Below are 22,605 nucleotides of genomic sequence, written 5' to 3' on the forward strand. Positions count from 1 at the left end.
ATCTCCCATGAACTATCAAATTCTTTTTTATTAACAGCTTACGCGTAATGATTTTTTATCTGGTGCTCAAGCTGGGCCATGACGTTTTTCTTTAGCTTGCCCTTATAGCAGGTACAGCCGTCCTTATCCAGGTTAAGTTCGGCAATTGTCTTACCCTGGTAAATCACGCGGAAATTTCCTGCTTCGTTGGGTAAAATTGCCAAAATACGTTCATCTTCTCCCGAAAAATTGATCAGCACATGAAACTGGTGCTGTGGTATAAATGCTATCTGCTGTAACATAAAAACCTCTCTTTCCGCTAAATTAGGTGTGTAAAAAAATTAAAGAGCCGAGCGCAGTATAAAGTTAACGAATTTGTTTTTAATTAATTGTTAGGAATTTTGAGTTTTTTGTAAAAGATATTATAATATATTTAGCGCTTACATATTAACAATCATGAAGAAAATTTTGGTGACCGGTTTACTGGCTATAGGAGCGATAACCGGTTATGCGCAGAAGGTAAAACCGGCTTTAAAACTAATTAAAGGCAATAGTTATTACTTATCTACCACAGCACACTCTGTTGTGAAGCAAACTATAAACGGGCAGGTTAATAATATCGATATGACGATTGATGGCAAAATGTCATTCAAAGTATTAAATGCTAATGATTCTCTTTATTATATGGAGGTTAACTATACCAAAGTGGGTATGAAAATGCAGCTGCCAACCGGTAATGTAACTTTTGATTCTGATACTAAAGACACGACAAATATTATGGCCAGGATCATGTCGGGCATAACAAATAAACCATTTACGGCAACGCTAACCAAAAGTGGCCGGATCAGGTCGATAGAGAATGCCGAGAATATGATCACATCTATGATAGATGGCTTTAAGGAAGTACCGGCCGAAAAAAAAGAGCAGTTGAAAACGCAGTTAACCCAATCGTTTGGTTCAGGGGCGCTTAAAAGCAACCTGGAAATGGTTATGTCGGTGTTGCCCGAAACGGCTGTGGTAAAAAATGATAAATGGACAATTAAAAATAACCTGGAGGGAGCTATGAGCGCGGCGGTCATATCTGTTTATCAACTGGTTGATATCACCCCGCAGAGCTATCTGATACACGGAAATGCCACACTTGAAACAGATAATACTGCCGGTTATAAAACCGTCAGTAATATGCCCATGAAATACAATATGAAAGGCACTATGGTAGCTGATGTTGTTGTTGACAAGGCTACCGGCTGGATCTCCAGTTCAAAATTAAAGCAAAACATTGACGGTACCGTCGAAATAAAAGATAATCCGCAGGTTCCGGGCGGTTTAACATTCCCTATGAGTGTTACCAGCGAAACATCAAGTACCGACCATTAATTAAAGCAGATAATAATAAAAAAACCTGCCGTAACCGGCAGGTTTTTTTGTTGTATAAACAGTTGGTATTACAACATCCACAAGCCTTCAAAATAAAGCTTATACCGTGTTGGCTGAAACTCGCCATATGCAAACACAGCAATAGAGTTCCCCTTTTTAGCATAATATAGCCTAAGCCTTTCGCTGCCCTTGTATAAATTAAGAAAGTCGGCATTAAAGCCCCCTGTTTTTACAATGGTCTTAAAGTCGTCGGGTGTAATTACCTTATGTAGATCTTCAAAATTATTATTGGCAAAATCACCGAACTTTATGTCACCGGCAGGCAGTTTAAATGTTTTATGCATGACCTCGGCTTCGTCTCCATCAAACAACAATGATTTTGTTACTTCATATTTTGTGATCATATTTTAATAGTATGTTTTTATTGTTTTACTTCTTCAATGTAACCGCCTGCTTTCAGGTCGTTAACAGTGGCTGGTACTTCATACTGAATACCCAAGCCCGGTTTGCCAAACCATGGAATAATTTTACCCTCCCTAACTTTGGCTATCGGCTTCAGGATCTTGTAAATTTTGTATGGCTTGCTAAGGGTATTATCCGGCAAAGCACGCATGGGGAAAGGTACGCCTTTTGGCGATACAAAAGTGCCCTTATCCTGGAAAGTACCGGTAGTATCGGTATAGCCTCCGTAACGGTCAATAAGCACGCCTTTTTTAAGGGTGATTATAACCAGGTTTACCGCCCCACGGTTTGGAGGCCAGCCGCCGTTAAGGTTGTTGGCGGTAAAGAATTTTTCGAGCGCGCCCCATTTCTCGGTTTTCCATAGCAGCCAGGCTGAATCGGCAAGGGCTTTTTTACTGCTGGTGTCGGCAAAGTCGGTTACTGAACTTTTAAAGTCATCGTAAGTAATTCCCCGTACCGGTAGTTTGTGATGGTTTGCAGCAGGGTTGTGGGCATGCTTTAATGGTTTTGTTTGCGCTGTTGCCAAAAAAGGCATTAGCAATACTGATAGGATCAGGATTTTTAGTGTTTTCATTCGATGTAGTCTTTGTTTGATAAATCTACTATGTACCCCGCGTTTATGAAAGAGATTTATCATATTTATTTTATTGGTATTATATGCAATATCATATGCTAATCATTGTTATTACCGGCCACAAAAAACGTTATTACCAAAAGCTGGTATTTACCGGGGTAAAAAGGATGAAATAAACTAAATTATTACCTTCGTACCTATGTCATCAGCTGAAGCAAAAAAACAAATAGAGGCATTAACAGCCCAACTTAAACAGCACAATTACAATTACTATGTGCTGGCCATGCCAACCATTTCTGATTTTGATTTTGATAAAAAACTGGAGTTGCTTAATAAACTCGAAAAAGAACATCCGGAGTTTGCTGACCCTGATTCGCCAACACAAAAGGTAGGCGGTGATATAACCAAGGAATTTGTAACCGTTAGGCACCGCTGGCCGATGTTATCGTTGGGCAATACCTATAATGAACAGGAACTATTTGATTTTGATCAGAGGATCCGTAAAGCCATTGGTGATAACTTTGAGTACGTATGTGAGCTTAAGTTTGATGGTTTGAGCATGAGCCTCACTTATGAAAACGGCAAACTGGTACGGGCCGTTACCCGCGGTGATGGTGTACAGGGTGACGAGGTTACCACCAATATTAAAACCATTCATACCATACCTAAGCGCCTGCATGGCGAAGGCTATCCCGGCTATTTTGACATCCGCGGTGAAGTGTTCATGCACCGGAAAGCTTTTGACAGGTTGAATAATGAACGTATCGAAAGCGGGGAGGTTCCTTATGCTAATCCACGCAACTTTGCCTCGGGCACAGTAAAAATGCAGGATTCGGCCGAAGTAGCCAAACGCCCGCTTGATTGCTTCCTGTACTTTTTGTACACCGAAAAAACAGTATTTAAAACCCATTGGGAAAGCCTGCAGGCTGTTAAAACCTGGGGGTTTCATACCAATGAGCATAGTGAGCTTTGCGGGGATATTAATTGCGTTTTGGAATTTATTAATAAATGGGATAAGGAACGTTTTAACCTGAGCTATGATATTGACGGCATTGTTATTAAAGTAAATAATTACTCGCAGCAGCAGGAGCTTGGCTTCACTGCCAAATCGCCGCGCTGGGCCATATCTTACAAGTTTAAGGCCGAAAGGGTAGAGACTGAACTTCTTGAAGTGACTTACCAGGTAGGCCGTACCGGCGCTGTAACCCCGGTGGCCAATTTAAAGCCTGTACTGCTTGCAGGTACTACGGTAAAACGCGCTACGCTGCATAACGCTAATGAGATCATCCGGCTTGATCTGCATGAGGGTGATACCGTTTTTGTTGAAAAGGGCGGTGAAATCATCCCAAAGATTATTAGTGTAAACCCTGAAAAACGTAAGCCCGATGCCGTGCCTGTTGTTTACCGGGTTACTTGCCCCGCCTGCGGTACTCCGCTTGAGCGTAAGGAAGGCGAGGCTGCATTTTATTGCCCTAATGATGAAGGCTGTCCGCCGCAGATTGTTGGGAAAATGCAGCATTTCATTGGCCGTAAGGCTATGAATATTGATGGGTTGGGTGATGAAACTATCGAAACCTTATACAGCAAAGGCTTTATAAGTCACATTAGTGATATCTATGAGCTGCATACCTATGCTGCCGAATTGAAACAGTTAGGCCGCTTTGGCGAAAAATCGATCAATAATATGCTTGATGGTATTGAGGCATCCAAAAAAATGCCTTTCGAAAAAGTGCTGTTTGGTTTGGGCATCCGTTATGTAGGCGAAACAGTTGCCCGCAAGCTGGCTTTCCATTTTAAATCGATAGATAGATTAATGGAAGCTTCGGTTGAAGAATTGACAGCTGCCGAAGAGATAGGCGAACGGATAGCCCAAAGTATAACCGAATATTTTGCAGGTGAAATCCACCGGCAGGAAATACAAAAACTAAGGGAACAGGGCCTCCAGTTTATTGCCGAAGAAAAAGAAGTTGTACTGGCCAGTGAAAAGCTTGCGGGGATGAACTTTATTATATCGGGAACATTTGGCAACTTTTCGCGTGATGAGTTGAAAGATATCATTGAACAAAACGGTGGCAAGATACTGAGCAGTATATCGGCTAAACTTAATTACCTGGTCGCGGGTGAAAATATGGGCCCTGCCAAGTTAGAAAAAGCTAATAAACTTAATATACCTATTATCAGCGATGACGATTTACTTGCACTGATAAAATAAGCACTCCTGTATTGTTTATTTTTATTCATGGTGAGGAATTTTTATTTTTTAACTCAGAAATTACGTTATTTGTACTACCGAAAGGGCCCCATAATTAATTAAACGTACTAATATTCGAGTAATTTACTATGGAAAAATTTATACCTATACAAGAAAATATCTTTTGTGAACCCTGTAAGGAATGCGGCGAAAGGCCGGTTATAGAGGAGGTTAAAGGTAAATTTATTGTGAGGTGTCCTAAAAGCAAATCGCATTATCAAACAAAGCCTGGCCTGGTTGATATTAAGGATTGGAACATCAAAAATAAGCCACACCCGCCTCTTGGCAGTAAAGATACATCAAAGAAAAGGGCATCCTAACCGGGTGTCTTTTCACATTATTTAACAATTTGGCGCTGTAACAATCAATTAATAAGTTTCATCTTAGCATAAACATCTGCTTAATGAAGCCAGCCTTAGTTGCGTTATTTTTAATATTAAATTTTTCTTCATATGCCCAGCAATTCAGCATTAGCGGTAAAATAACCAACCAGGAAGGTAAGCCCGTCCCCTTTGCATCTGTTTTTATAAAAAATACTACTATAGGAGTATCTGCCAACAGCGAAGGAACCTACTTGCTGCGTTTAAATGGCGGCATACGGGAAATTCAATACAAAGCAGTTGGCTATGCCCAGCAAAGCAAAGTTGTTAACCTTGCGGCTAACCAGGTTATCAATATCAGCCTGCAAACAGAAACTTACCAGCTTAAGGATGTTACCGTGCATGCAGGGGCTGAAGATCCAGCTTATGCGATTATGCGTAAGGCCATTAAAAAACGCAAAACCTATCTTAACGAAGTTAAAGCCTATACCTGCGATATCTACATCAAAGGCTTACAAAAACTATTGGCCGCTCCAAAAACTTTCATGGGTTTTGATGTGCAGAAAGCTACCAGTGAAGCCGGGCTTGATTCAAACCGCCGCGGGATAGTTTACCTTTCTGAGTCGGAATCAAAATATAGCTTTATAAGGCCCGATAAGGTGCATGAGGAACAGGTGTCATCAAAAGTGTCGGGCCGTAATCGGGCGTTCAGCTTTAACCGGGCATCGGATATGGCGGTTAATTTTTACCAGAACTATGAAACCTGGCGGGGCTTGAGCAACCGCCCGCTGGCATCACCGGTAGCTGATAACGCTATGTTTTATTATAACTACAGGTACATAGGTACTTCGGTTGAGAATGGCGAAACTATTAACAAGATCCAGGTGATACCTAAACGGGCACATGACCCATGTTTTGAGGGGTATATTTATATTTTGGATGATAGCTGGCGCATTTACGGGCTGCAGCTTTACATCACCAAAAAGGCTAATATCAATTTTGTTGATACATTGAAAGTTAACCAGCAGTTCTTCCCGGTGAACGAAAAAGTGTGGATGACATCATCCGTTAAGTTTGAATTTACAGGAGGCTTATTCGGATTTAAAATAGGCGGTTACTTTATTTCGATCTATAAAAACTACAACCTCGACCCTGCATTAAACAAAGCCGATTTTAACGAAGTGCTCCGGATCGCCAAAGGCATCAGCAAAGATTCTGCTTATTGGAACCAGGCCCGGCCTATTCCGCTTACCGGCGAAGAGGTTACCGACTACACCAACAAGGATAAATTAGCTAAAAAACGTGAGTCGAAAGAGTACCTCGACTCGCTTGATAAGGCCAACAATAAATTTAAACCGGTAAACCTGCTTTTCACCGGCGTCAATACCCGCAATCGATACAAAAAAGAATATTTTCATTACGATCCAATCATCGGCTCCCTGCTTTATAACACGGTTGAAGGTGTGGCTTTTGATTACGGTGCATCATACAGCAAACTTATCGATACGGTTAACAACCGCTATTTTATGCTGAATGGCAAAGTGCGGTATGGCTTCTCCAACCATTTGTTCAATGCTTCGGCAGGTGCGGCTTTCCCGGTAATGCAACGGTTTACGCTGGGTTTAAGCGGTGGTTCGGAGGTAGCTGACCTGAATAACCAGGCTCCCATGTCGACCTTTGTGAATACTGTTCATAGTCTGCTTTCGCAACAAAACTTTAAAAAACTATATCAAAAACAGTTTGCTTTGGCTTCACTTTCGGGCAGGGTGACCGGCGGTTTGCGTGGTAGCGCATCGGTTGAGTGGGCTAACCGTAAATCGTTGTTAAACACGGCCTCATTCAGTGTTTTTGATCCCCATGCCCACCAGTTTACGTCCAATAACCCGTTGGATCCTGATCATAACACATTGTTGTTCTCCCAAAATCAGTCGTTCACCGTAAACTTGCAGGTCAGTTATGATTTTAGTGACAAATATGAAACTTATCCTTCGGGCAGGCGTTATCTGCCATCCAAATATCCAACCATCAGTTTAAACTATACTAAAGGTGTCAGTAAGGTGTCAGGGTCGGATGTTAATTATGATAAGATCAGCGCCGATATTTCTAAATCGGATATAAGCATGGGCTTTTATGGCAGCAGCTCATTCTTTATAGGCGCAGGTAAGTTCCTGAATGCCAAAAGCGTTTACTTTCCCGATTATTTCCACTTTGCAGGTAACGAGGTACTTTCATACAAGCCGAGGTTAAACCGCTTCCTGCTTTTGGATTATTACGATTTCAGCACGCCTGATAAATATCTTGAAGGGCATTTCGAACACAACTTTTCCGGTTTCATCACCAATAAGATCCCGCTGATCCGCAAGTTTAAACTGCAGGAGATCGTCGATGTAAATTACCTGTACACTCCCACCCTTAAAAACTATACCGAACTGGGTTTCGGATTGCAATATCTTAATATCCGTTTGATGTATGGCGTATCATACAATGGAGGTACTGAGGCAAAATCGGCAATAAGGCTTGGGATAAGCTTGTAATACGCTAATTATTAATTGCACTTAATATGGTGTAGATATTAGTAATACTGTATATTTGGCTCAAACTATTGTGCCTGAACATATCATTAACTTAAACCTTTTACTAAAAAGAGCTGCATTGCTGTTTAGTGTTATACTTTTAACTTTTGTTAAAGGGTATGGACAGCAGTTTTATGCCGCTACCCAAGAGGGAATTTTACAACAGGTAACCATTACACCTAATGGGCCGGTTTCAAAAAATGTTAACGGTTGCGGGTCGGGTTATTTTTCGATTGCGCTTTGGGGGAATAAGATCTATTATACCCAAATTTTTGGTGGTTTGAGTGTAGCTGATATAACCGGAGGTAATACACCCCAGGTAATTAATTGTCAGTATTTGGGGCCAGTGCCCTCCATAAATTCTATGACAGCTGATAAAAATGGGATTCTGTACATGGCCAGTGGGAACTCGCTGTACAAACTCGATCCTAAAAATCCTGTGCTTGTTAATCTGGGAATTATGCCCTACGGGGCTTCGGGCGATCTTGTGTTCTATAACGATAAGCTATATATGGCAAGCTATAATGGCATTGTCAAAGTCTCCCTTGATGATCTGTCTCAAAGTAAATTAGTTATACCTATTACAAACCGGGTTATATATGGTTTAACATCGGTAGCTTCCAGGGGGGCTGTAACGGTATATGCTATCGACGAACAAGGCGGGAGGTCGGAGCTTATAGAGCTCGACCTGAACAATATGCTGATAAAAGGTACGGCCGGTTCGCTGCCTTATTCTGTTTATGATGCCGGCAGTACTGTTGAATCAGGTGAAATACCGGTAATTAAGCTTCAAAGCATTAATGTGACCCGGGAGTGCAATGTGGTGAACAAAGGGCGGACCGAAATTATTTGCGCCCCGCACGGAAATCCATATACCTACAAGCTTAATACCGGAGAAAGTAATACAACGGGCATTTTTTTCAACTTGCCTCCCGGTAATTACCAGGTTACTATTACATCAAATGGTGGTGAAGAACCTAAAAAAGCTCCATTCACTGTTCCTGATTTTTCACAACAAGACCCTGTTGTTACTTTCAATAAAACGGATCCGGTTTGTGATATCGCGGGTTCGATTAAATTGGAAACAAACGCCGATAAAGCGTTATACCGGGTAAAATATAACAATGCGGTTTACCCCATTGACCATGTTTTCGCAGATTTAGTCCCGGGTGTTTATCACTTTTCAATTATAACACCAAATGGCTGTTTGCTTTACGAAAAAGATTGTACCCTTGTACAGGAGGTATGCCCGCCAATTGTTGTAAATGACATTGTCATCAAACCTGAATGCGATTTTTACGGCGAAACAAGTGTCACCGTGCTCACAGCAGATCATCCGGATAATTATACATATAGCGTAAACGGTATAAGCAACACTACCGGCGTTTTTAACAGGATGCTACCGGGTACCTATCAATTAGTAATCACTTCATCTGGCGGATCCCAGGTTGAAAAACAAATTACCATACCCGATTTTACTTTGACCAAGCCCTATGTATCATATACCACTAAAAACGCGATTTGTACATTAGCAGGGCAGGTAAAGTTTAACACCTATGTAGAAGGGGTAGCTATCGGCGCTATTAAGCATGGTAGCCAAAGTTATACACCCGATGAAACAATAAGAGGCCTCAGCGCCGGTACCAACCACTTTGTCCTGCTGGATAAGCAGGGTTGCATCATTACGGAATTGGATATTATGATAACGCAGGATTCATGTGAGCCGGTTACCTTTTTTAATACTTTTACACCCAACGGCGATGGCGTAAACGACTTATTCAGGCCTAATCAAAGCAGTAATCCCATAGCGTATAAGCTCACGGTTTTTAACCGCCTGGGCCAGCGGCTATTTGAGTCGGAAAGTATATATGATGGTTGGAATGGCAATTATAACGGGAAACCTGTGCCTACAGGTGTTTACTACTGGTTGTGTAACTATACCATGGGCGATGGACAGGTTGAGGTTCAAAAAGGGCATGTAACCTTGTTAAGGTAGCTTAAATGTGTTTGTTTACAATAGGCGAGCTAAATGACCGGCTTAGTCTGTTTTTCCATGATCAGTGTTGCTGCAAATGGATATTATAACCGGCGCAAAAAAATCAGCGAAATCAACGTCATCAAATTCAAACCAACGGTTTAACTTTGCCACATGATCAAGAATATCTTCGCTTGCTTAATAATCATACTTGTAGCTTTTGGCTGCACTAAAAAAAATGTGCCGCATTACACCATATCAAGGGTTACCAAATCAGATACAGCCACCCAGTTAACCGTTAAAATAGATGGCCGGCTTAAATGGGCCGAACTGCTAAGCATCACCTCGCAAATTAAAGCCGACAGCGCTAAGCTGAGCAACCTGCAGCTTAACTTTTTGCTTCCCGGTCATAATGATAAAAGTACTGGTGCTAATACCTTTTATGCTGTAGCCCGCTATCCTCAAGGAGATAAAGTTACTATGCAGGATACCACTAAAGATGCTGATGGCAATACCGTTAGGCTAAACATACTTGGCCTGTCGCCCGAAAAAGCAAAATACCTGCTTGATTTAAACCCTGCCGATCTCGACGGGAAAAATATCATAGGCAGGTTTATTGACGATAATAACCATACTGTTATCGTTCCGTTTACTGATATGGCAGGGGGTAAAAAAGAAACTTATATTATTGAGCTTGATACCACGGGTACAGTAGTATCCCGTACCATTCCCCTCATGGATAACCGCGATGGCATTGAAAAACTCCATGTCAGTCAGGCCGGCGATTATATTACTATAAAAGACAGTGTGCTTACCCAATATGCTGCTCATGACATGGGTTTGCCTTATAATAGTATTAAAGCCGGTATTTAATTGCTGCTTTGTAAATATGCCAAAATCACCACAGGCTTAATTTCGTCTTGAAAAATCAGGGATAAGCTGTTAAATCATTCACTTGTTTAAGATTATACCGATATATTTATAGTGTTAAAAATATTGTAAATATATGAACCGAAATTTTATCAAAATTTTTGCATTAGGCGTGGCCGCGGTTTTTAGCGCCGGCATTGCTAATGCCCAGGTGAGGTTGCCGGAAGGCTACTTCCTTAAAACATTGCCAAACGGCCTGGATGTGCTGGTGATTGAAAACAGCAAAGTACCTTTAACTACCATTGAAATAGCTGTAAAAAACGGTGCTTACACGGAGGGGCCGGAGTTTAGCGGTTTGTCGCACCTTTTTGAGCATATGTTTTTTAAAGCCAATAAAGATTATCCAACCCAGGAGAAGTTTTTAAAACGTACGCAGGAGCTTGGCGCCATCTGGAACGGTACCACCAATACTGAGCGCGTAAATTACTACTTCACTTTTGACAGGGACAGTCTTAAAGCAGGTTTAAAGTTCATGAACGCGGCTATCCGTTTCCCAATTTACCGCGAGGAGGATATGAAAAAGGAACGCCCGGTGGTTGACGGTGAATTTCAGCGAGCCGAAAGCGATCCTGGTTTCCAGCTTTGGTATGGTATGCAGCAAAAGCTTTGGGGCGACCTCATCACCCGCAAAAATCCTATTGGTGTCCACGAAGTGATCAATACGGCTACGCCCGAAAAAATGATGATCATTAAGGATAAATATTATTTTCCTAACAATAGCTTGCTGACTATTTGCGGCGATGTTAAGCATGATAACGCTTTTGCCCTTGCCGAAAGCATTTTTGGCGACTGGGCCAACAGCGGTTTCGATCCTCAAACCAAATTCCCTATCCCAGCATTTAAGCCTTTAGCTAAACCTGAGTACTTTGTTAAGGAAACAACCATTGCCCAAACACCTTATATGGAGTTTACCTGGCAAGGGCCTTCATATCCAACGGATTCAGCTTCAACTGTTGCTGCCGATGTGTTTTCGACCATTGTAGGCTTAAACTCATCAAAATTGCAGCAGGCATTGGTTGATAAAGGTTTGGCCAGCGGTGTTTACGTAAATTATACTACCAGCCGTTATGTGGGCCCTATCGATATTTTCGTGGTGCCTAACCCTAACAAGCTTAAAGAATGCTATACCGAGTTAATGAACCAGGTAAGCATGTGGAATAAGGACGACTATTTTACCGACGAACAAATGGCCACTGCTAAAGCTATCCTGCACCGGAACGATATTCATGCCAAGGAAAAGCCTTCGTCGCTACCAAGTCAGATCAGCTACCAATGGTGCAGCACCTCGTTTAATTTTTATACCGACCTGGATGCCAACTATCAGAAAGTTACCCGTGCCGATATTAAAAAGTACCTGGATACTTACGTAATTGGCAAGCCATATGCTGCCGGTATAATCATAGCGCCCGAGTTAAATAAAACAGTAAACGCGGCTTCATTTTTTGCAGCTAAGTAATTTAAAACTACCTCATCATGATGAAAAAATATATAATTGCCCTGCTGGTAGCAGCGGCTATAGGGAATACAGCTAAGGCGCAAAAACAGGCCTATGAAACCACGGTAGATGGCGTAAAGGTTATTGTACAGCCAAGCGGCAACGATATTGTGGAAGTGCAAACCATCATAAAAGGCGGTGTGCAAAACTATCCGGCTACCAAAGCGGGTATCGAGTCGCTGGCAATGAGCGCCCTTACCGAATGTGGTACTTTAAAGCATGATAAAAATAGCTTTAAAGACGAACTGGATAAAGTAAGCGCCACCGTTTACGGCAGCAGCAACAAAAACTATTCGGTAATACGGATGAATTGTATTAAAGGCGACTTTGATATTGTTTGGCCGTTGTATGTTGAGGCAATAACCCAGCCCAAATTTGATGAAAAGGAATTTGCCCGCATTAAGCAGGATGCTATCAATAACATTAAACAGGAAGATTCACAGCCCGATAATGCCATTGATAAATATGCCGATAAAGTAGCTTTTGCCGGGACCAACTACGCTAAAGACCCGAGTGGAACCGTAGCTATTGTTACAGCCTTAACCCCTGCCGAAACAAAAGCTTATTATCAGTCCATACTGACCAAATCTCGCATGGTAATTGTTGTGGTTGCGGATCTTGACCAGGCTGCTATTGAAGCTAAAGTAAAGGGTATGCTGAGCGGTATTAAACAAGGCCCGGCTTTCGCGTTTAAAAAATCGACTTTCAGAGCCGACAAAAACAGCATAAATGTTGAAAAACGTGATTTGGCTACCAATTATGTGGAAGGTATCGCCAGTGGTCCTGCCGCCGGTACGCCCGATTTTAACGCTTTTAATGTAGCCATGCGCATCTTCTCTAACATGCACTTTTTAGAGGTTCGTACCAATAACGGTTTGTCATATGCCCCACAGGCCTGGTTTAGCGCGGGTCAAACCTCAACTGCCAAGTTCTCTGTTTCAACAACCGAGCCTGATAAATACATAGCTGTGTTTGATAAGCTGGTTGATAAAATTAAACGCGAAGGTTTTAAACCCGAAGATGTAGCCGATATGAAGGTTACTTACCTTACCGGTTTCTACTATAAAAACGAAACCAACAGCGCCCAGGCATCATCAATAGCAGCAAATGAAGTATTGCATGATAACTGGAAACGTTCATTAACCCTGGTTGATGATGTAAAGAAACTCACTCCCGATGATGTGAGCAACGCATTCCGTAAGTATATCAACAATATTGTATGGGTATACCAGGGCGATCCTAAAAAAGTAAACCAATTGCTGTACATTAACGGTACACTGCATAATGGAGATAATCCGGTGATGCACTAAATCTTTAGTCATTTGCTGCGCGTCATTTTGAAATGGTCATTTGCTGCGCGTCATTGGATCGTTTTTAATGAATAATAAAAAAGGAGCAGAAATATACTTCCTGCTCCTTTCTTAATTCAATTCGCCAAAATGATCAATGACTTAATGATGCATAGCAAAATGACTCAATGACCGCGCAGCGAAATGACTGCGCAGCGAATGACTACTTCTCCGGCAGCACCGCTTTTTTCCTGGTTTTAGTCCAGTCCGCCCCTTTCGGCCTGGTGGGTACGGTGTCGCCCAGGAGCTTGCCCCAGGGTTTGAGGGTGTCAATCCTGTCGAAGATGATTTTGAGGACTGCTACAAATGGAATGGAAAGGAACATGCCCGATAAGCCCCAAAGTAAATTGCCTAACAACACAACCACAATGGAGATAAGCGCGTTGATCTGCACTTTTGATGATACAATGCGCGGTACCAGGATATTATTATCAATAAACTGGATAACAAGATAAGCTATGATCACTCCTAACTGCGTTGTGTAACCATCTTTGGTAACCGTTGCCATCAGCACGGGAAGGGAGATGGCTATAATACCACCCAGGTAAGGTAGCAGGTTAAGGATAGCGCCTATTACCCCTATCAGGATGCCATACTTAACACCCAGTAATATCAGGGCCAGCGAATTCATGACTGCAACTATCACCATCTCAATCAATAAACCCTGGATATAGCTTTGGATGGCCGATTTGGTTTCTTTCAAAACATCGGCAACCTGTTTGGAGTTTTCTTCAGAAAATACTTCGTAAATAAAATTCAGGAGCAGGGTTTTGTAAAACAATACCAGGAAAACATATACGGGTACCACAAATATCAACCCAAACGTGCTTAACACATTGCCGAGTGTGCGGCCTACCAGCGCCTGGCTGTTATCCATAGCGTCTTTGATAAGCTTATCCTGCTTTTGAACAGAGTAGTTAAAAGTGGTAGCTACCCAGTCTTTAAAAGTGATGAACATTTCACCAAACTTCTTTTTAAGCGTGGGCAGCGAATCTCCAAACTGGATGATCTGGGTAGAAAGAAAATAGAACAACCCTGCCAGTAAAACAGCGCCAAGCAGCATAGCCAGGCATATAGCCAAAATTTTGGGCACTTTATGTTCCTGCAGCCAGTTGCTAACAGGGTTAAGCAAAATGGCAATAAAAGCCGCAAAGGCAAGCGGGATCATCACATCTGCCAGTTGGGCAAACACATAAACCAATAATATCAATCCAAAAAGTATAACAGTACTTTTAAGGTAAAAGGGGTATTCTTTAACAGCAGGCATAGACGCAGGATTTTTACACTGAAAGGAACAAGATAAGCAATTGTTTGCTTCGCCGGTAATTAGCCCGGGGGATGCTGATCAGGTTGGTATAGTGTCCGTCCGTTCCCAGATAAGGATAGTTACGGACAAGTAGGGGTACAGGGCGATATCGCGAAGATCCTTCGCTATGTATAAAAAGGGTTTCATTGGTAGCTTGTCGAAGCATGGCGGGTAGGGCCTCTGCGCGCGAGTCTTCGACAGGCTACCAATGACATAATAAATAAAGAATGTTCCCGTCAGCAGGTAAGCTTCGGGTGAAAGCGGGCAGAACAATGGTGGCCTTGAGCGCAGGAAGGGGCATAGCAAGTTTTTGCAGAAGCGAGGGAAAAAACGGGCGAAGCGGGGCAAAATAATTGCAGCCCGTGGTTCTGCCCGTTTTGCAGGGCAAAGGCCCGCGCGACGGGCTGTGGAGTGGGTGAGCGTAAAGAAGCCTCCCTGCTGACTTGATTTTTTGGGTACTTTTGTATCAAGACAAAAGTACCTGGCCTCGCGCGGCCAAGAGCGCGACGATGCAAGTTCAATACCACTAAGCACCTTGTCTGCCTATAAGAGATTGATTCGTACCTCAGCAATGACGTGGAGGAGATGTCATTGCTCCTTCAGAATTCAACGGATTTAAATTACTCAGACTGACATATCTATTTTTTGTCATCTTAAACAAAAACAAAAAACGTCATTGCGAGGTGCGAAGCAATCCCAAACTATACAGGGCGGACCTGCTAATCGGGGATTGCTTCGTACCTCGCAATGACGCTTGGTGTAGCAATTGCGTAACCTCTTAATTAACTTAACACATTCCGCCAGCTAACCAAATCTCCGATGATCTTATCCAACTGATCGGCAGGAACGCGTTCCTGGGCCATGCTGTCGCGGTGGCGGATGGTTACCGTGTTATCTTCTAATGTCTGGTGATCTACCGTGATGCAGAAAGGTGTACCAATAGCATCCTGGCGGCGGTAGCGTTTACCGATAGCATCTTTTTCTTCGTACTGGATATTGAAGTCAAGCTTCAGTTTATCCATGATTTCGCGAGCTTTTTCGGGCAAACCGTCTTTTTTGGTAAGCGGGAAAATAGCGGCTTTAACCGGTGCCAGGCAAGGGTGCAGGCGTAATACGGTGCGGCTGTCTTGCTTGTCTTCGGTGCTCAGGTCTTCCTCTTCGTAAGCGTTGATCATGGTAAGCAGGAACATCCTGTCTAAACCAATAGAAGTTTCAATTACATAAGGCACATAATTACCATACGGCTTTCCTGTTTCAGGATCAACTTCAGGGTCAAAATATTGAAGCTTTTTACCGGAGAATTTTTCGTGCTGACTCAAATCGAAATTGGTACGGCTGTGGATACCTTCAACCTCTTTAAAGCCAAACGGAAATTCAAACTCAATATCATAAGCAGCATCGGCGTAGTGGGCCAGTTTGGTGTGCTCATGGTAACGGTATTTGGCAGCGTCGGTACCCAAAGCAAGGTGCCACTTCAAACGGGCTTCCTTCCACTGGTCGAACCATTCTTTTTGCGTGCCGGGGCGAACAAAAAACTGCATCTCCATTTGTTCAAACTCGCGCATGCGGATAATAAACTGGCGGGCAATCACCTCGTTACGGAAAGCTTTACCTATTTGCGCTATACCGAAAGGGATTTTCATCCTGCCCGATTTTTGCACGTTAAGGTAGTTTACAAATATCCCCTGAGCAGTTTCGGGACGCAGGTAAATAGTATCGGCATCATCAGCCACAGCGCCCATCTGGGTGCTGAACATCAGGTTAAACTGGCGTACATCTGTCCAATCCGGTTTTTCTTTACTGAGTGGATCTATGATATTAAATTCCTCAATTAGCTCTTTTAATTCAACTAAATTTTCGTTTACAAGGGCAATATCCATTCTCCATTGTAAGAATAAAGCATCTTTAAAATAAGAATAATTTGAGGACGATAGATTAGAAAGCTCTATATCAATAAAATTAGGATCTATTAAAGCTTGATAGGATTCAACACCATCTAAATTTGTATACTCTTCCCATTTCTCCTTAAATCGCAAAGAGTATTCAAATGGTTCTTCAAGCAATTTTGCAATCTTATCTTCTATTAATTGATCGGCACGATAACGTTTTTTAGTTACTTTATTGTCGATCATCGGGTCGCTGAAGCCATCAACGTGACCGCTTGCTTTCCAGATCTTCGGGTGCATAAATATGGCCGAATCAATGCCCACAATGTTATCGTTCATTTGCACCATGGCTTTCCACCAGTAGGTTTTGATGTTGTTTTTAAGTTCGGCACCATTTTGGCCGTAATCATAAACTGCACTTAAGCCATCATAAATCTCGCTGGAAGGGAAAACAAAGCCATATTCTTTGGCGTGCGATATAACATTTTTAAAAAGTTCGTCGGTTGATTTGCTCATAATAGCTGCAAAGATAATTTTTGATTTCGGAATTGGGAATTTCGATTTCGGATTTAGTTTTATTTGGGAATGGTGGGTGTGTCACAAGTCAGCCTGCGTATAGTCCAGGACACCGGAAAAATCAAAACCACGTCATTGCGAGGTACGAAGCAATCCCCTGCTTACAGAGGGGCTAAGCAAATCTCCTATACAGTTCGCGATTGCTTCGTGCCTCGCAACGGAGTAGTGGTGAATTGCCCTGTACAGTTCGCGATTGCTTCGTGCCTTGCAATGGCGTAGTGGTGAATTGCCCTGTAGAGTTCGCGATTGCTTCGTACCTACCCATGACATAATTAAAAAATGGGTGTCATGCTGAGCCTGTCGAAGCATAGCGGGGTGGGCTTCTGCGCGCGTCCTTCGACAAGCTCAGGATGACAGCCCATCCACACCTATTGTCATCTCACCTTAAAAGGCCTTCGGATTTTACGTCCTCGCAATGACGTAGTGGTGAATTGCCCTGTAAAGTTCGCGATTGCTTCGTACCTTATAATGACGTGATTGTAAGTTATTGATTATTAAGTATATTTTTCTTGGTGGATTTTATAACATGGGCGTTGCCTGCGGCCCGGGCTTTCCGTTGCAAGTCCTCGCCTTTCCCGCCCGCAACCCCTTTGCACGCTCCGGGCTTTACACTGCAATCCCTAACGCGGCCCACGCGCAACACCGTTAAAATATATTTTACATGTCATTACATTTTTTTTCAGGGCTTCCCTGATGGATACTCGCAATGACGTGGTGGAGACAGGCGTGGCGGAGGCGTAGTAGGTATAAAAGCGGTCGTTGCTCTTATAGCCCAATGCTTTCGCCGTTAGAGGTAAAGAGCCTGTCCGTCCGTCGGGAGGTGTCCGTTGCTTATATCGGGGAGCGGACATCCTTAACACGATATAGTATTTAAGCCAATGTCATGTCCGGCATTTTTTTAGGAGTTGGACACACCCAGACGGACGGACAGGCCATTTTACAGATGTATATTCTTGAAATATAAAGAAATTTCTGTATATTTGTATTGCCGGTTGTTATGACCAATAATAAGGGCTGTCCGCCTTTTGTCCATCAGTGTCTTACTCCTCCCTGCGGACGGACATACAAATCCATTACGGCTTAACTAATCATATTCTATAGAATGGCTGCATCCGCTTCCTTTCCAGGCTATATATAATATAGCTAATGGAGGGGTATTTTTTAAAAAAGCGGTTTTTTAAAACTGGCAGTAAAAGATCTTATCTCAAACTATATCCACCCCAGTCTTATTTCGCAATGTGATCTTTACTATACAAAAGAGTATGGTAAACCGGATTCCTTTTGCAGTTCATCCTCAATAATACACTTGAGGCTTCGTTATTTTTCGCAAGGTATTGCATCAATTTCCCTCGTATTTAGTCAACCATTTCCCATAATTTGTAAACCATTTACAATAATTGCCAATTGTTATAAACTATCGGCTGTTTTGCATTATTATTGCAGTAAGCCTACGATACCGATCACAAATGGAACAAATTGTAAAGATCCTTTCTGCAAAATATGTCACCCACAATGTGAGGCAGTTCAGGCTTGAAAAACCTGCCGGTTATAGCTTTATACCAGGGCAGGCTACAGAGTTATCAATCAACAAGGAGGGTTGGCGTGATGAAACGCGTCCTTTCACCTTTACCTGCCTTAATGATGATGACTATCTTGAGTTTACAATAAAAACCTATACCGATCATGATGGGGTTACCAACCAGCTAAGCAAGGTTAACGAAGGCGATGAGCTTATCATTCGCGATGTTTGGGGAGCTATTGAATATAAAGGTGCCGGTTACTTTATTGCAGGAGGTGCAGGTATTACGCCATTTTTAGCCATACTGAGGCAATTAAATAAGGATGGTGCAATAGGCGACAATAAGCTTTTCTTTTCCAATAAAACTGATAAGGATATCATTTTGAGGGATGAACTAAAAAGCATCCTTGGTGTAAACGCGCATTTTACTATTACCGGCCAAAAGGACAGTATGTATGATCAACGGCGCATAGATGCCAAGTTTCTGAAAGCTGAAATTAAAGATTTCTCAAAACATTTTTATATATGTGGCCCTGATGCTATGGTTGCTGAGCTTAGCGACATATTGGGGCAACTCGGAGCCGATAGTGACTCGGTGGTATTTGAAAGGTAGTTTATGCGGAGACGCATCACGTGCGGTCTTCTATGCTTTGTCTTGCATGTTATCCCTGCATATTACAGACACATGTGGTGCGCCTCTGCAAAACACCTTTTTATTAAACAGTATTTATAAAGTTATGCGGCTGTCTGCCCCTTTGGACGGTACCTGGACAAAAGCGGACAAGCCTTGTCAAAATGTTATACGTTTTAAACTTACTACAAGTTGTGCCATTAGCAAAAAGGTGATGTTCATATGAATTTTGAAGAGTACAGGCACCCGTCGCTACCTGTCCTCCAAACCGGCGCGCACTGACGTCTCACCTCTCAAATCTCATATCTAATTCCCTAAATCTCATATCTAAAGCATATTTTTACAGCCATGAGTATCAGTGTTGAGGCATTAACAAAAGTTTACGGCGTGCAAAAGGCTGTTGATGGCATTAGCTTTACTGCCCAGCCCGGCGTACTGGGCTTTTTAGGGCCTAACGGTGCAGGTAAATCAACTACCATGAAAATCCTTACCGGCTTTATCCCGCAAACATCGGGTACGGCGTCGGTATGTGGTTTTGATGTGGCTAAACAACCTCTTGAGGTTAAACGCCGCATAGGTTACTTGCCCGAAAGTAACCCGCTGTATACGGATATGTATGTGAAGGAATCGCTGGGTTTTGTTGCGGGCATTCATAAAATTTATGAGCCTGCCAAACGCATTGCCGATATTATTGAACAAACAGGCCTTGGCCCCGAACAGCATAAAAAAATAGGGCAGCTCTCAAAAGGCTACCGTCAAAGGGTAGGCCTGGCACAGGCTATGCTGCATGACCCGGAGGTGCTGATATTGGATGAGCCAACTTCCGGCCTCGACCCTAACCAGCTGATAGGCATTCGCCAGTTAATCCTCGACCTGGGTAAAACCAAAACTATTGTACTTTCAACCCACATTATGCAGGAAGTAGAGGCTGTGTGCAGTCAGGTGATTATCATTAATAAAGGAACTATCGTAGCCAATGATACCCTGCAACAACTCCGGAAAAACAACGGCGGCAAATCGCTCGAGGAGGTGTTTATCAGCCTAACCAATAATTAAATATACCTGTTAACCAATATCTTTTGCCCGGTCCTGAACTTTTTTGCGGAGGGTATTAAAAAACATGCTCCTTTCTTTTTCGCCTACCAAGCTTATGTGGGTTGATTTACTGATGATGTTTTGAAGATTTTTAAAAGTGTACTCACAAAATCCGGCGTCTTGCGTAGCCATAAAGTTTAGCCCGTTATGGTTCAGGTAGGCTATCCGCCGGTCGTCACCCTTTACAAAAATGGAGTTATCGCCAATAAGGCATTCATTAATATAAATTTGATAAGGTGCGCCCTCAGCTGCCGACTGTTGGTTATAAATAAATTTCCGTCCCCTTTCGGCCTGCATTTCTACGTGGTTTAGTAGCTCTTCCAGTTGGGCATACACTTTATGCAGGATTTCTTTGCCGGCGAAAATGTTGGTATGCCTGTAAAATTCAATCTGCCTGATGGTAACATGGATACTTTCTTCGGTCCATATTTCGGTAGATGGTATTTGTACGTATTGCCGGATAACGTTTTGTGCTTGTTGTAGAATTTGAGGGTCGTTTTCTTGGCCGGTAAATTGCTGTTTGGCCAAATCAGGGTACCCGATAAGCGTACGTTTCCAGAAAAAAAATTTAAAAGCACTCAGCTCCGGGAACTGCATGAAATGAAACAGCGGCACATCCTTATTAAAAAAATAGATCTGCGCATTTTTTAATGTTTTGAATAAACCCAGGCTATTTACCAGGTCCTGCATGTAATCATTAAAGGTGAAGTTTGTACTGTCCACCTTGTTACCGGCAAAAATTACGGTGTTGTTTTGCATCCGGAGCAACTGATCAATAGAGATCTTGTATTTATTGCTAAGGATTTGAATTTCATCGAGGCTTATTGGTTTTTCACCGCGGATGCGCCTGTAAGCACTATCGTTGCTGATGTTCAGCAACTCGGCTATTTCATCTACAAAAGAAAGGTGAGGTGGCAGCTTCACCTTTATTTGGTTAAAAAGCAGCAACTGGGCAGGGGTATTATCCATAATGCAGGAATTAACAAGTGGTTTTGTTTTAGCAGTTATTAGTTACCCTCCCGCTCATTATCGGCAAAAAATGCAATAACCGGTGCTAACACATAATAAATGTAGTTAAAAATGCAATTGTTTCCAAATAGTTGTATTACAGTTAATTAATTGTTACCTGATGTGGTTTGCGATGCTGATTTTCTCATTTTAAAACGGCTGGTAGTGGCAGTAGCTTTATTCAATAATTGATAATTATTAACCTTAAAATCAAAGTATTATGAAAAAGTTATTCTTATCACTGTCGTTTGTTGGAGCAGCTTTCGGCAGCTTTGCACAATCTCTAAACGGACCGGGCAAATTCAGTATTGGTGCTGAAGCGACTATCCCAACAGGCGATGCGCATCAGTTTTTTAATTATGGCATAGGCGGCTCGCTTAAATATGAGTACCCGCTTTCAAAAACGGTTTTTATCACCGTATCGGCCGGCTATGAATCGTTGCATGCTAAAAGCGGCCTTCAGGAGCCTGATGCTAAATCATCATTTGGTTTTATCCCGGTAAAAGCGGGGATTAAGCCTTATTTGGATGGAGGTTTCTTTTTTGAAGGACAGTTAGGCACTGTATTTTCAACCGAGAAAGGCGGCGGTAATTCTTTCCTCTATTCGCCCGGCTTGGGCTACACCTTTAACGGAGGCCTGGAAATAGGTGTGCGTTATGAGGCGTGGTCAAACGGTGGAACAATAGGGCAGGTGGGCGCCCGCCTGGCATACCGGTTTTGATTTAGTAAATAAAGGCCTTACCCGGGCCTTTGTTATTTCACATTAACACTAAAAGACAATCATCATGAAAACTATAACCAAAATTTTTGCTGCTTTTGCCGGTTTGATATTTTTAAGCAGCTGTAGCAAACTGATTTACTCGCATGAGGAGGTTATGCAAAGTTATCACACCAAAAATGATGTTATACGGCAGTTTGGGCAGCCCGACGAAATTATGATTGTAAATGACACTACAAGGTGGCTTTACAATTGCGGCGAACCTTCGGTTTTTAACGACACCAAAACAAAGGTGAAGGTAAATGGCGTATTTAATGCAGGCAGCGGCTTTAATACCATCCCGGTGAACGTAAAGCAATTTTCGCGATATAACAAATATGTGCAATTTGCATTTAACCATGACGGCAAGGTTTTAAACTGGGATTCATCGGGTTTGAATTTTGCCGAAAGAAAAGCTAAACCTTTAGCTACAATAGGAGTAGTGGCGACGGTTGTTACTGCCATTGCAATTGTTATTGTTGGATCTGATCCCTGGAACATGAAGACACCTTAAATCAGGTTGAGTTGAAATGTACCATCCG

18 protein-coding genes are annotated in these 22,605 nt (G+C 42.5%); 12 read left to right on the forward strand and 6 right to left on the reverse strand.

The features are described from left to right. Positions 1 to 38 precede the first annotated feature (38 nt). The gene (locus MusilaSJ_RS19445) at positions 39 to 281 is read right to left on the reverse strand and encodes a hypothetical protein (protein WP_090529851.1); all 243 of its coding nucleotides are present in this window, start codon (positions 279 to 281) and stop codon (positions 39 to 41) included. 154 nt (positions 282 to 435) lie between these two features. Between MusilaSJ_RS19445 and MusilaSJ_RS19450 the strand changes: the two genes are divergently transcribed. Next, the gene (locus MusilaSJ_RS19450) at positions 436 to 1,356 is read left to right on the forward strand and encodes a DUF6263 family protein (RefSeq protein ID WP_274986518.1); all 921 of its coding nucleotides are present in this window, start codon (positions 436 to 438) and stop codon (positions 1,354 to 1,356) included. Between the two features lie 68 nt (positions 1,357 to 1,424). Here MusilaSJ_RS19450 and MusilaSJ_RS19455 read toward each other — a convergent pair whose 3' ends face one another. Both MusilaSJ_RS19455 and MusilaSJ_RS19460 read right to left on the reverse strand, forming a co-directional pair. Continuing rightward, positions 1,425 to 1,760: a hypothetical protein gene (locus MusilaSJ_RS19455; protein WP_274986519.1), complete on the reverse strand. Its 336-nt coding sequence runs from the start codon at positions 1,758 to 1,760 to the stop codon at positions 1,425 to 1,427. Positions 1,761 to 1,777: 17 nt separating this feature from the next. Further along, a complete protein-coding gene (locus tag MusilaSJ_RS19460) occupies positions 1,778 to 2,392 on the reverse strand; it encodes a TNT domain-containing protein (protein WP_274986520.1) in 615 nt (204 codons plus the stop codon). 199 nt (positions 2,393 to 2,591) lie between these two features. On the opposite strand from MusilaSJ_RS19460, the gene ligA reads away from it, so the two are divergent. The 7 genes from ligA (at position 2,592) to MusilaSJ_RS19495 (ending at position 13,246) form a co-directional block, all read left to right on the forward strand. Beyond that, positions 2,592 to 4,604, forward strand: coding sequence for an NAD-dependent DNA ligase LigA (gene ligA, locus MusilaSJ_RS19465; RefSeq protein ID WP_274986521.1), 2,013 nt, complete (start codon positions 2,592 to 2,594; stop codon positions 4,602 to 4,604). Positions 4,605 to 4,732: 128 nt separating this feature from the next. Continuing rightward, entirely contained in the window at positions 4,733 to 4,963 is a 231-nt protein-coding gene (locus MusilaSJ_RS19470) for a hypothetical protein (RefSeq protein WP_274986522.1), read from the forward strand. Positions 4,964 to 5,046: 83 nt separating this feature from the next. Beyond that, the gene (locus MusilaSJ_RS19475; protein ID WP_274986523.1) at positions 5,047 to 7,497 is read left to right on the forward strand and encodes a DUF5686 and carboxypeptidase regulatory-like domain-containing protein; all 2,451 of its coding nucleotides are present in this window, start codon (positions 5,047 to 5,049) and stop codon (positions 7,495 to 7,497) included. Between the two features lie 55 nt (positions 7,498 to 7,552). After that, positions 7,553 to 9,532, forward strand: a complete 1,980-nt coding sequence (locus MusilaSJ_RS19480; protein WP_274986524.1) for a T9SS type B sorting domain-containing protein — start codon at positions 7,553 to 7,555, stop codon at positions 9,530 to 9,532. 153 nt (positions 9,533 to 9,685) lie between these two features. Further along, positions 9,686 to 10,384 (forward strand): hypothetical protein, encoded by a 699-nt coding sequence (locus MusilaSJ_RS19485; protein ID WP_274986525.1) that lies wholly within the window; start codon positions 9,686 to 9,688, stop codon positions 10,382 to 10,384. Between the two features lie 133 nt (positions 10,385 to 10,517). Beyond that, complete coding sequence (locus MusilaSJ_RS19490) at positions 10,518 to 11,897, forward strand: M16 family metallopeptidase (RefSeq protein WP_274986526.1); 1,380 nt, start codon at positions 10,518 to 10,520, stop codon at positions 11,895 to 11,897. A gap of 17 nt (positions 11,898 to 11,914) precedes the next feature. After that, the gene (locus MusilaSJ_RS19495) at positions 11,915 to 13,246 is read left to right on the forward strand and encodes a M16 family metallopeptidase (RefSeq protein WP_274986527.1); all 1,332 of its coding nucleotides are present in this window, start codon (positions 11,915 to 11,917) and stop codon (positions 13,244 to 13,246) included. A 202-nt stretch (positions 13,247 to 13,448) separates the two neighbouring features. Here MusilaSJ_RS19495 and MusilaSJ_RS19500 read toward each other — a convergent pair whose 3' ends face one another. Beyond that, positions 13,449 to 14,552: an AI-2E family transporter gene (locus MusilaSJ_RS19500; RefSeq protein ID WP_274986528.1), complete on the reverse strand. Its 1,104-nt coding sequence runs from the start codon at positions 14,550 to 14,552 to the stop codon at positions 13,449 to 13,451. An 821-nt stretch (positions 14,553 to 15,373) separates the two neighbouring features. Further along, entirely contained in the window at positions 15,374 to 16,993 is a 1,620-nt protein-coding gene (locus MusilaSJ_RS19505; protein WP_274986529.1) for a glycine--tRNA ligase, read from the reverse strand. Between the two features lie 1,526 nt (positions 16,994 to 18,519). On the opposite strand from MusilaSJ_RS19505, the gene MusilaSJ_RS19510 reads away from it, so the two are divergent. Together MusilaSJ_RS19510 and MusilaSJ_RS19515 are read left to right on the forward strand one after the other, a co-directional pair. After that, complete coding sequence (locus tag MusilaSJ_RS19510) at positions 18,520 to 19,185, forward strand: FAD-binding oxidoreductase (protein ID WP_274986530.1); 666 nt, start codon at positions 18,520 to 18,522, stop codon at positions 19,183 to 19,185. Between the two features lie 366 nt (positions 19,186 to 19,551). Beyond that, positions 19,552 to 20,259 (forward strand): ATP-binding cassette domain-containing protein, encoded by a 708-nt coding sequence (locus MusilaSJ_RS19515; protein WP_274986531.1) that lies wholly within the window; start codon positions 19,552 to 19,554, stop codon positions 20,257 to 20,259. Between the two features lie 9 nt (positions 20,260 to 20,268). Here the strand turns inward: MusilaSJ_RS19515 and MusilaSJ_RS19520 are convergent, their stop codons facing one another. Continuing rightward, positions 20,269 to 21,267 carry a helix-turn-helix domain-containing protein gene (locus MusilaSJ_RS19520; RefSeq protein ID WP_274986532.1) on the reverse strand — a complete coding sequence of 333 codons (999 nt, stop codon included), beginning with the start codon at positions 21,265 to 21,267 and terminating at the stop codon, positions 20,269 to 20,271. Positions 21,268 to 21,526: 259 nt separating this feature from the next. Between MusilaSJ_RS19520 and MusilaSJ_RS19525 the strand changes: the two genes are divergently transcribed. Then, complete coding sequence (locus MusilaSJ_RS19525) at positions 21,527 to 22,027, forward strand: putative outer membrane beta-barrel protein (protein WP_274986533.1); 501 nt, start codon at positions 21,527 to 21,529, stop codon at positions 22,025 to 22,027. Positions 22,028 to 22,091: 64 nt separating this feature from the next. Beyond that, entirely contained in the window at positions 22,092 to 22,577 is a 486-nt protein-coding gene (locus MusilaSJ_RS19530; RefSeq protein ID WP_274986534.1) for a hypothetical protein, read from the forward strand. Positions 22,578 to 22,605: the final 28 nt, after the last annotated feature.

Source organism: Mucilaginibacter sp. SJ, assembly GCF_028993635.1.
Taxonomy (GTDB): Bacteria; Bacteroidota; Bacteroidia; order Sphingobacteriales; family Sphingobacteriaceae; genus Mucilaginibacter.

Excerpts from the sequence above, each read along its gene's own strand:
- MusilaSJ_RS19500 (WP_274986528.1), bottom strand. The coding sequence starts at position 14,552 with ATGCCTGCTGTTAAAGAATACCCCTTTTACCTTAAAAGTACTGTTATA.
- MusilaSJ_RS19495 (WP_274986527.1), top strand. The coding sequence starts at position 11,915 with ATGATGAAAAAATATATAATTGCCCTGCTGGTAGCAGCGGCTATAGGG.
- MusilaSJ_RS19445 (WP_090529851.1), bottom strand. The coding sequence starts at position 281 with ATGTTACAGCAGATAGCATTTATACCACAGCACCAGTTTCATGTGCTG.
- MusilaSJ_RS19450 (WP_274986518.1), top strand. The coding sequence starts at position 436 with ATGAAGAAAATTTTGGTGACCGGTTTACTGGCTATAGGAGCGATAACC.
- MusilaSJ_RS19505 (WP_274986529.1), bottom strand. The coding sequence starts at position 16,993 with ATGAGCAAATCAACCGACGAACTTTTTAAAAATGTTATATCGCACGCC.
- MusilaSJ_RS19485 (WP_274986525.1), top strand. The coding sequence starts at position 9,686 with ATGATCAAGAATATCTTCGCTTGCTTAATAATCATACTTGTAGCTTTT.
- MusilaSJ_RS19490 (WP_274986526.1), top strand. The coding sequence starts at position 10,518 with ATGAACCGAAATTTTATCAAAATTTTTGCATTAGGCGTGGCCGCGGTT.
- MusilaSJ_RS19460 (WP_274986520.1), bottom strand. The coding sequence starts at position 2,392 with ATGAAAACACTAAAAATCCTGATCCTATCAGTATTGCTAATGCCTTTT.
- MusilaSJ_RS19455 (WP_274986519.1), bottom strand. The coding sequence starts at position 1,760 with ATGATCACAAAATATGAAGTAACAAAATCATTGTTGTTTGATGGAGAC.
- MusilaSJ_RS19530 (WP_274986534.1), top strand. The coding sequence starts at position 22,092 with ATGAAAACTATAACCAAAATTTTTGCTGCTTTTGCCGGTTTGATATTT.
- MusilaSJ_RS19520 (WP_274986532.1), bottom strand. The coding sequence starts at position 21,267 with ATGGATAATACCCCTGCCCAGTTGCTGCTTTTTAACCAAATAAAGGTG.
- MusilaSJ_RS19470 (WP_274986522.1), top strand. The coding sequence starts at position 4,733 with ATGGAAAAATTTATACCTATACAAGAAAATATCTTTTGTGAACCCTGT.
- MusilaSJ_RS19525 (WP_274986533.1), top strand. The coding sequence starts at position 21,527 with ATGAAAAAGTTATTCTTATCACTGTCGTTTGTTGGAGCAGCTTTCGGC.
- MusilaSJ_RS19515 (WP_274986531.1), top strand. The coding sequence starts at position 19,552 with ATGAGTATCAGTGTTGAGGCATTAACAAAAGTTTACGGCGTGCAAAAG.
- MusilaSJ_RS19475 (WP_274986523.1), top strand. The coding sequence starts at position 5,047 with ATGAAGCCAGCCTTAGTTGCGTTATTTTTAATATTAAATTTTTCTTCA.
- ligA (WP_274986521.1), top strand. The coding sequence starts at position 2,592 with ATGTCATCAGCTGAAGCAAAAAAACAAATAGAGGCATTAACAGCCCAA.
- MusilaSJ_RS19510 (WP_274986530.1), top strand. The coding sequence starts at position 18,520 with ATGGAACAAATTGTAAAGATCCTTTCTGCAAAATATGTCACCCACAAT.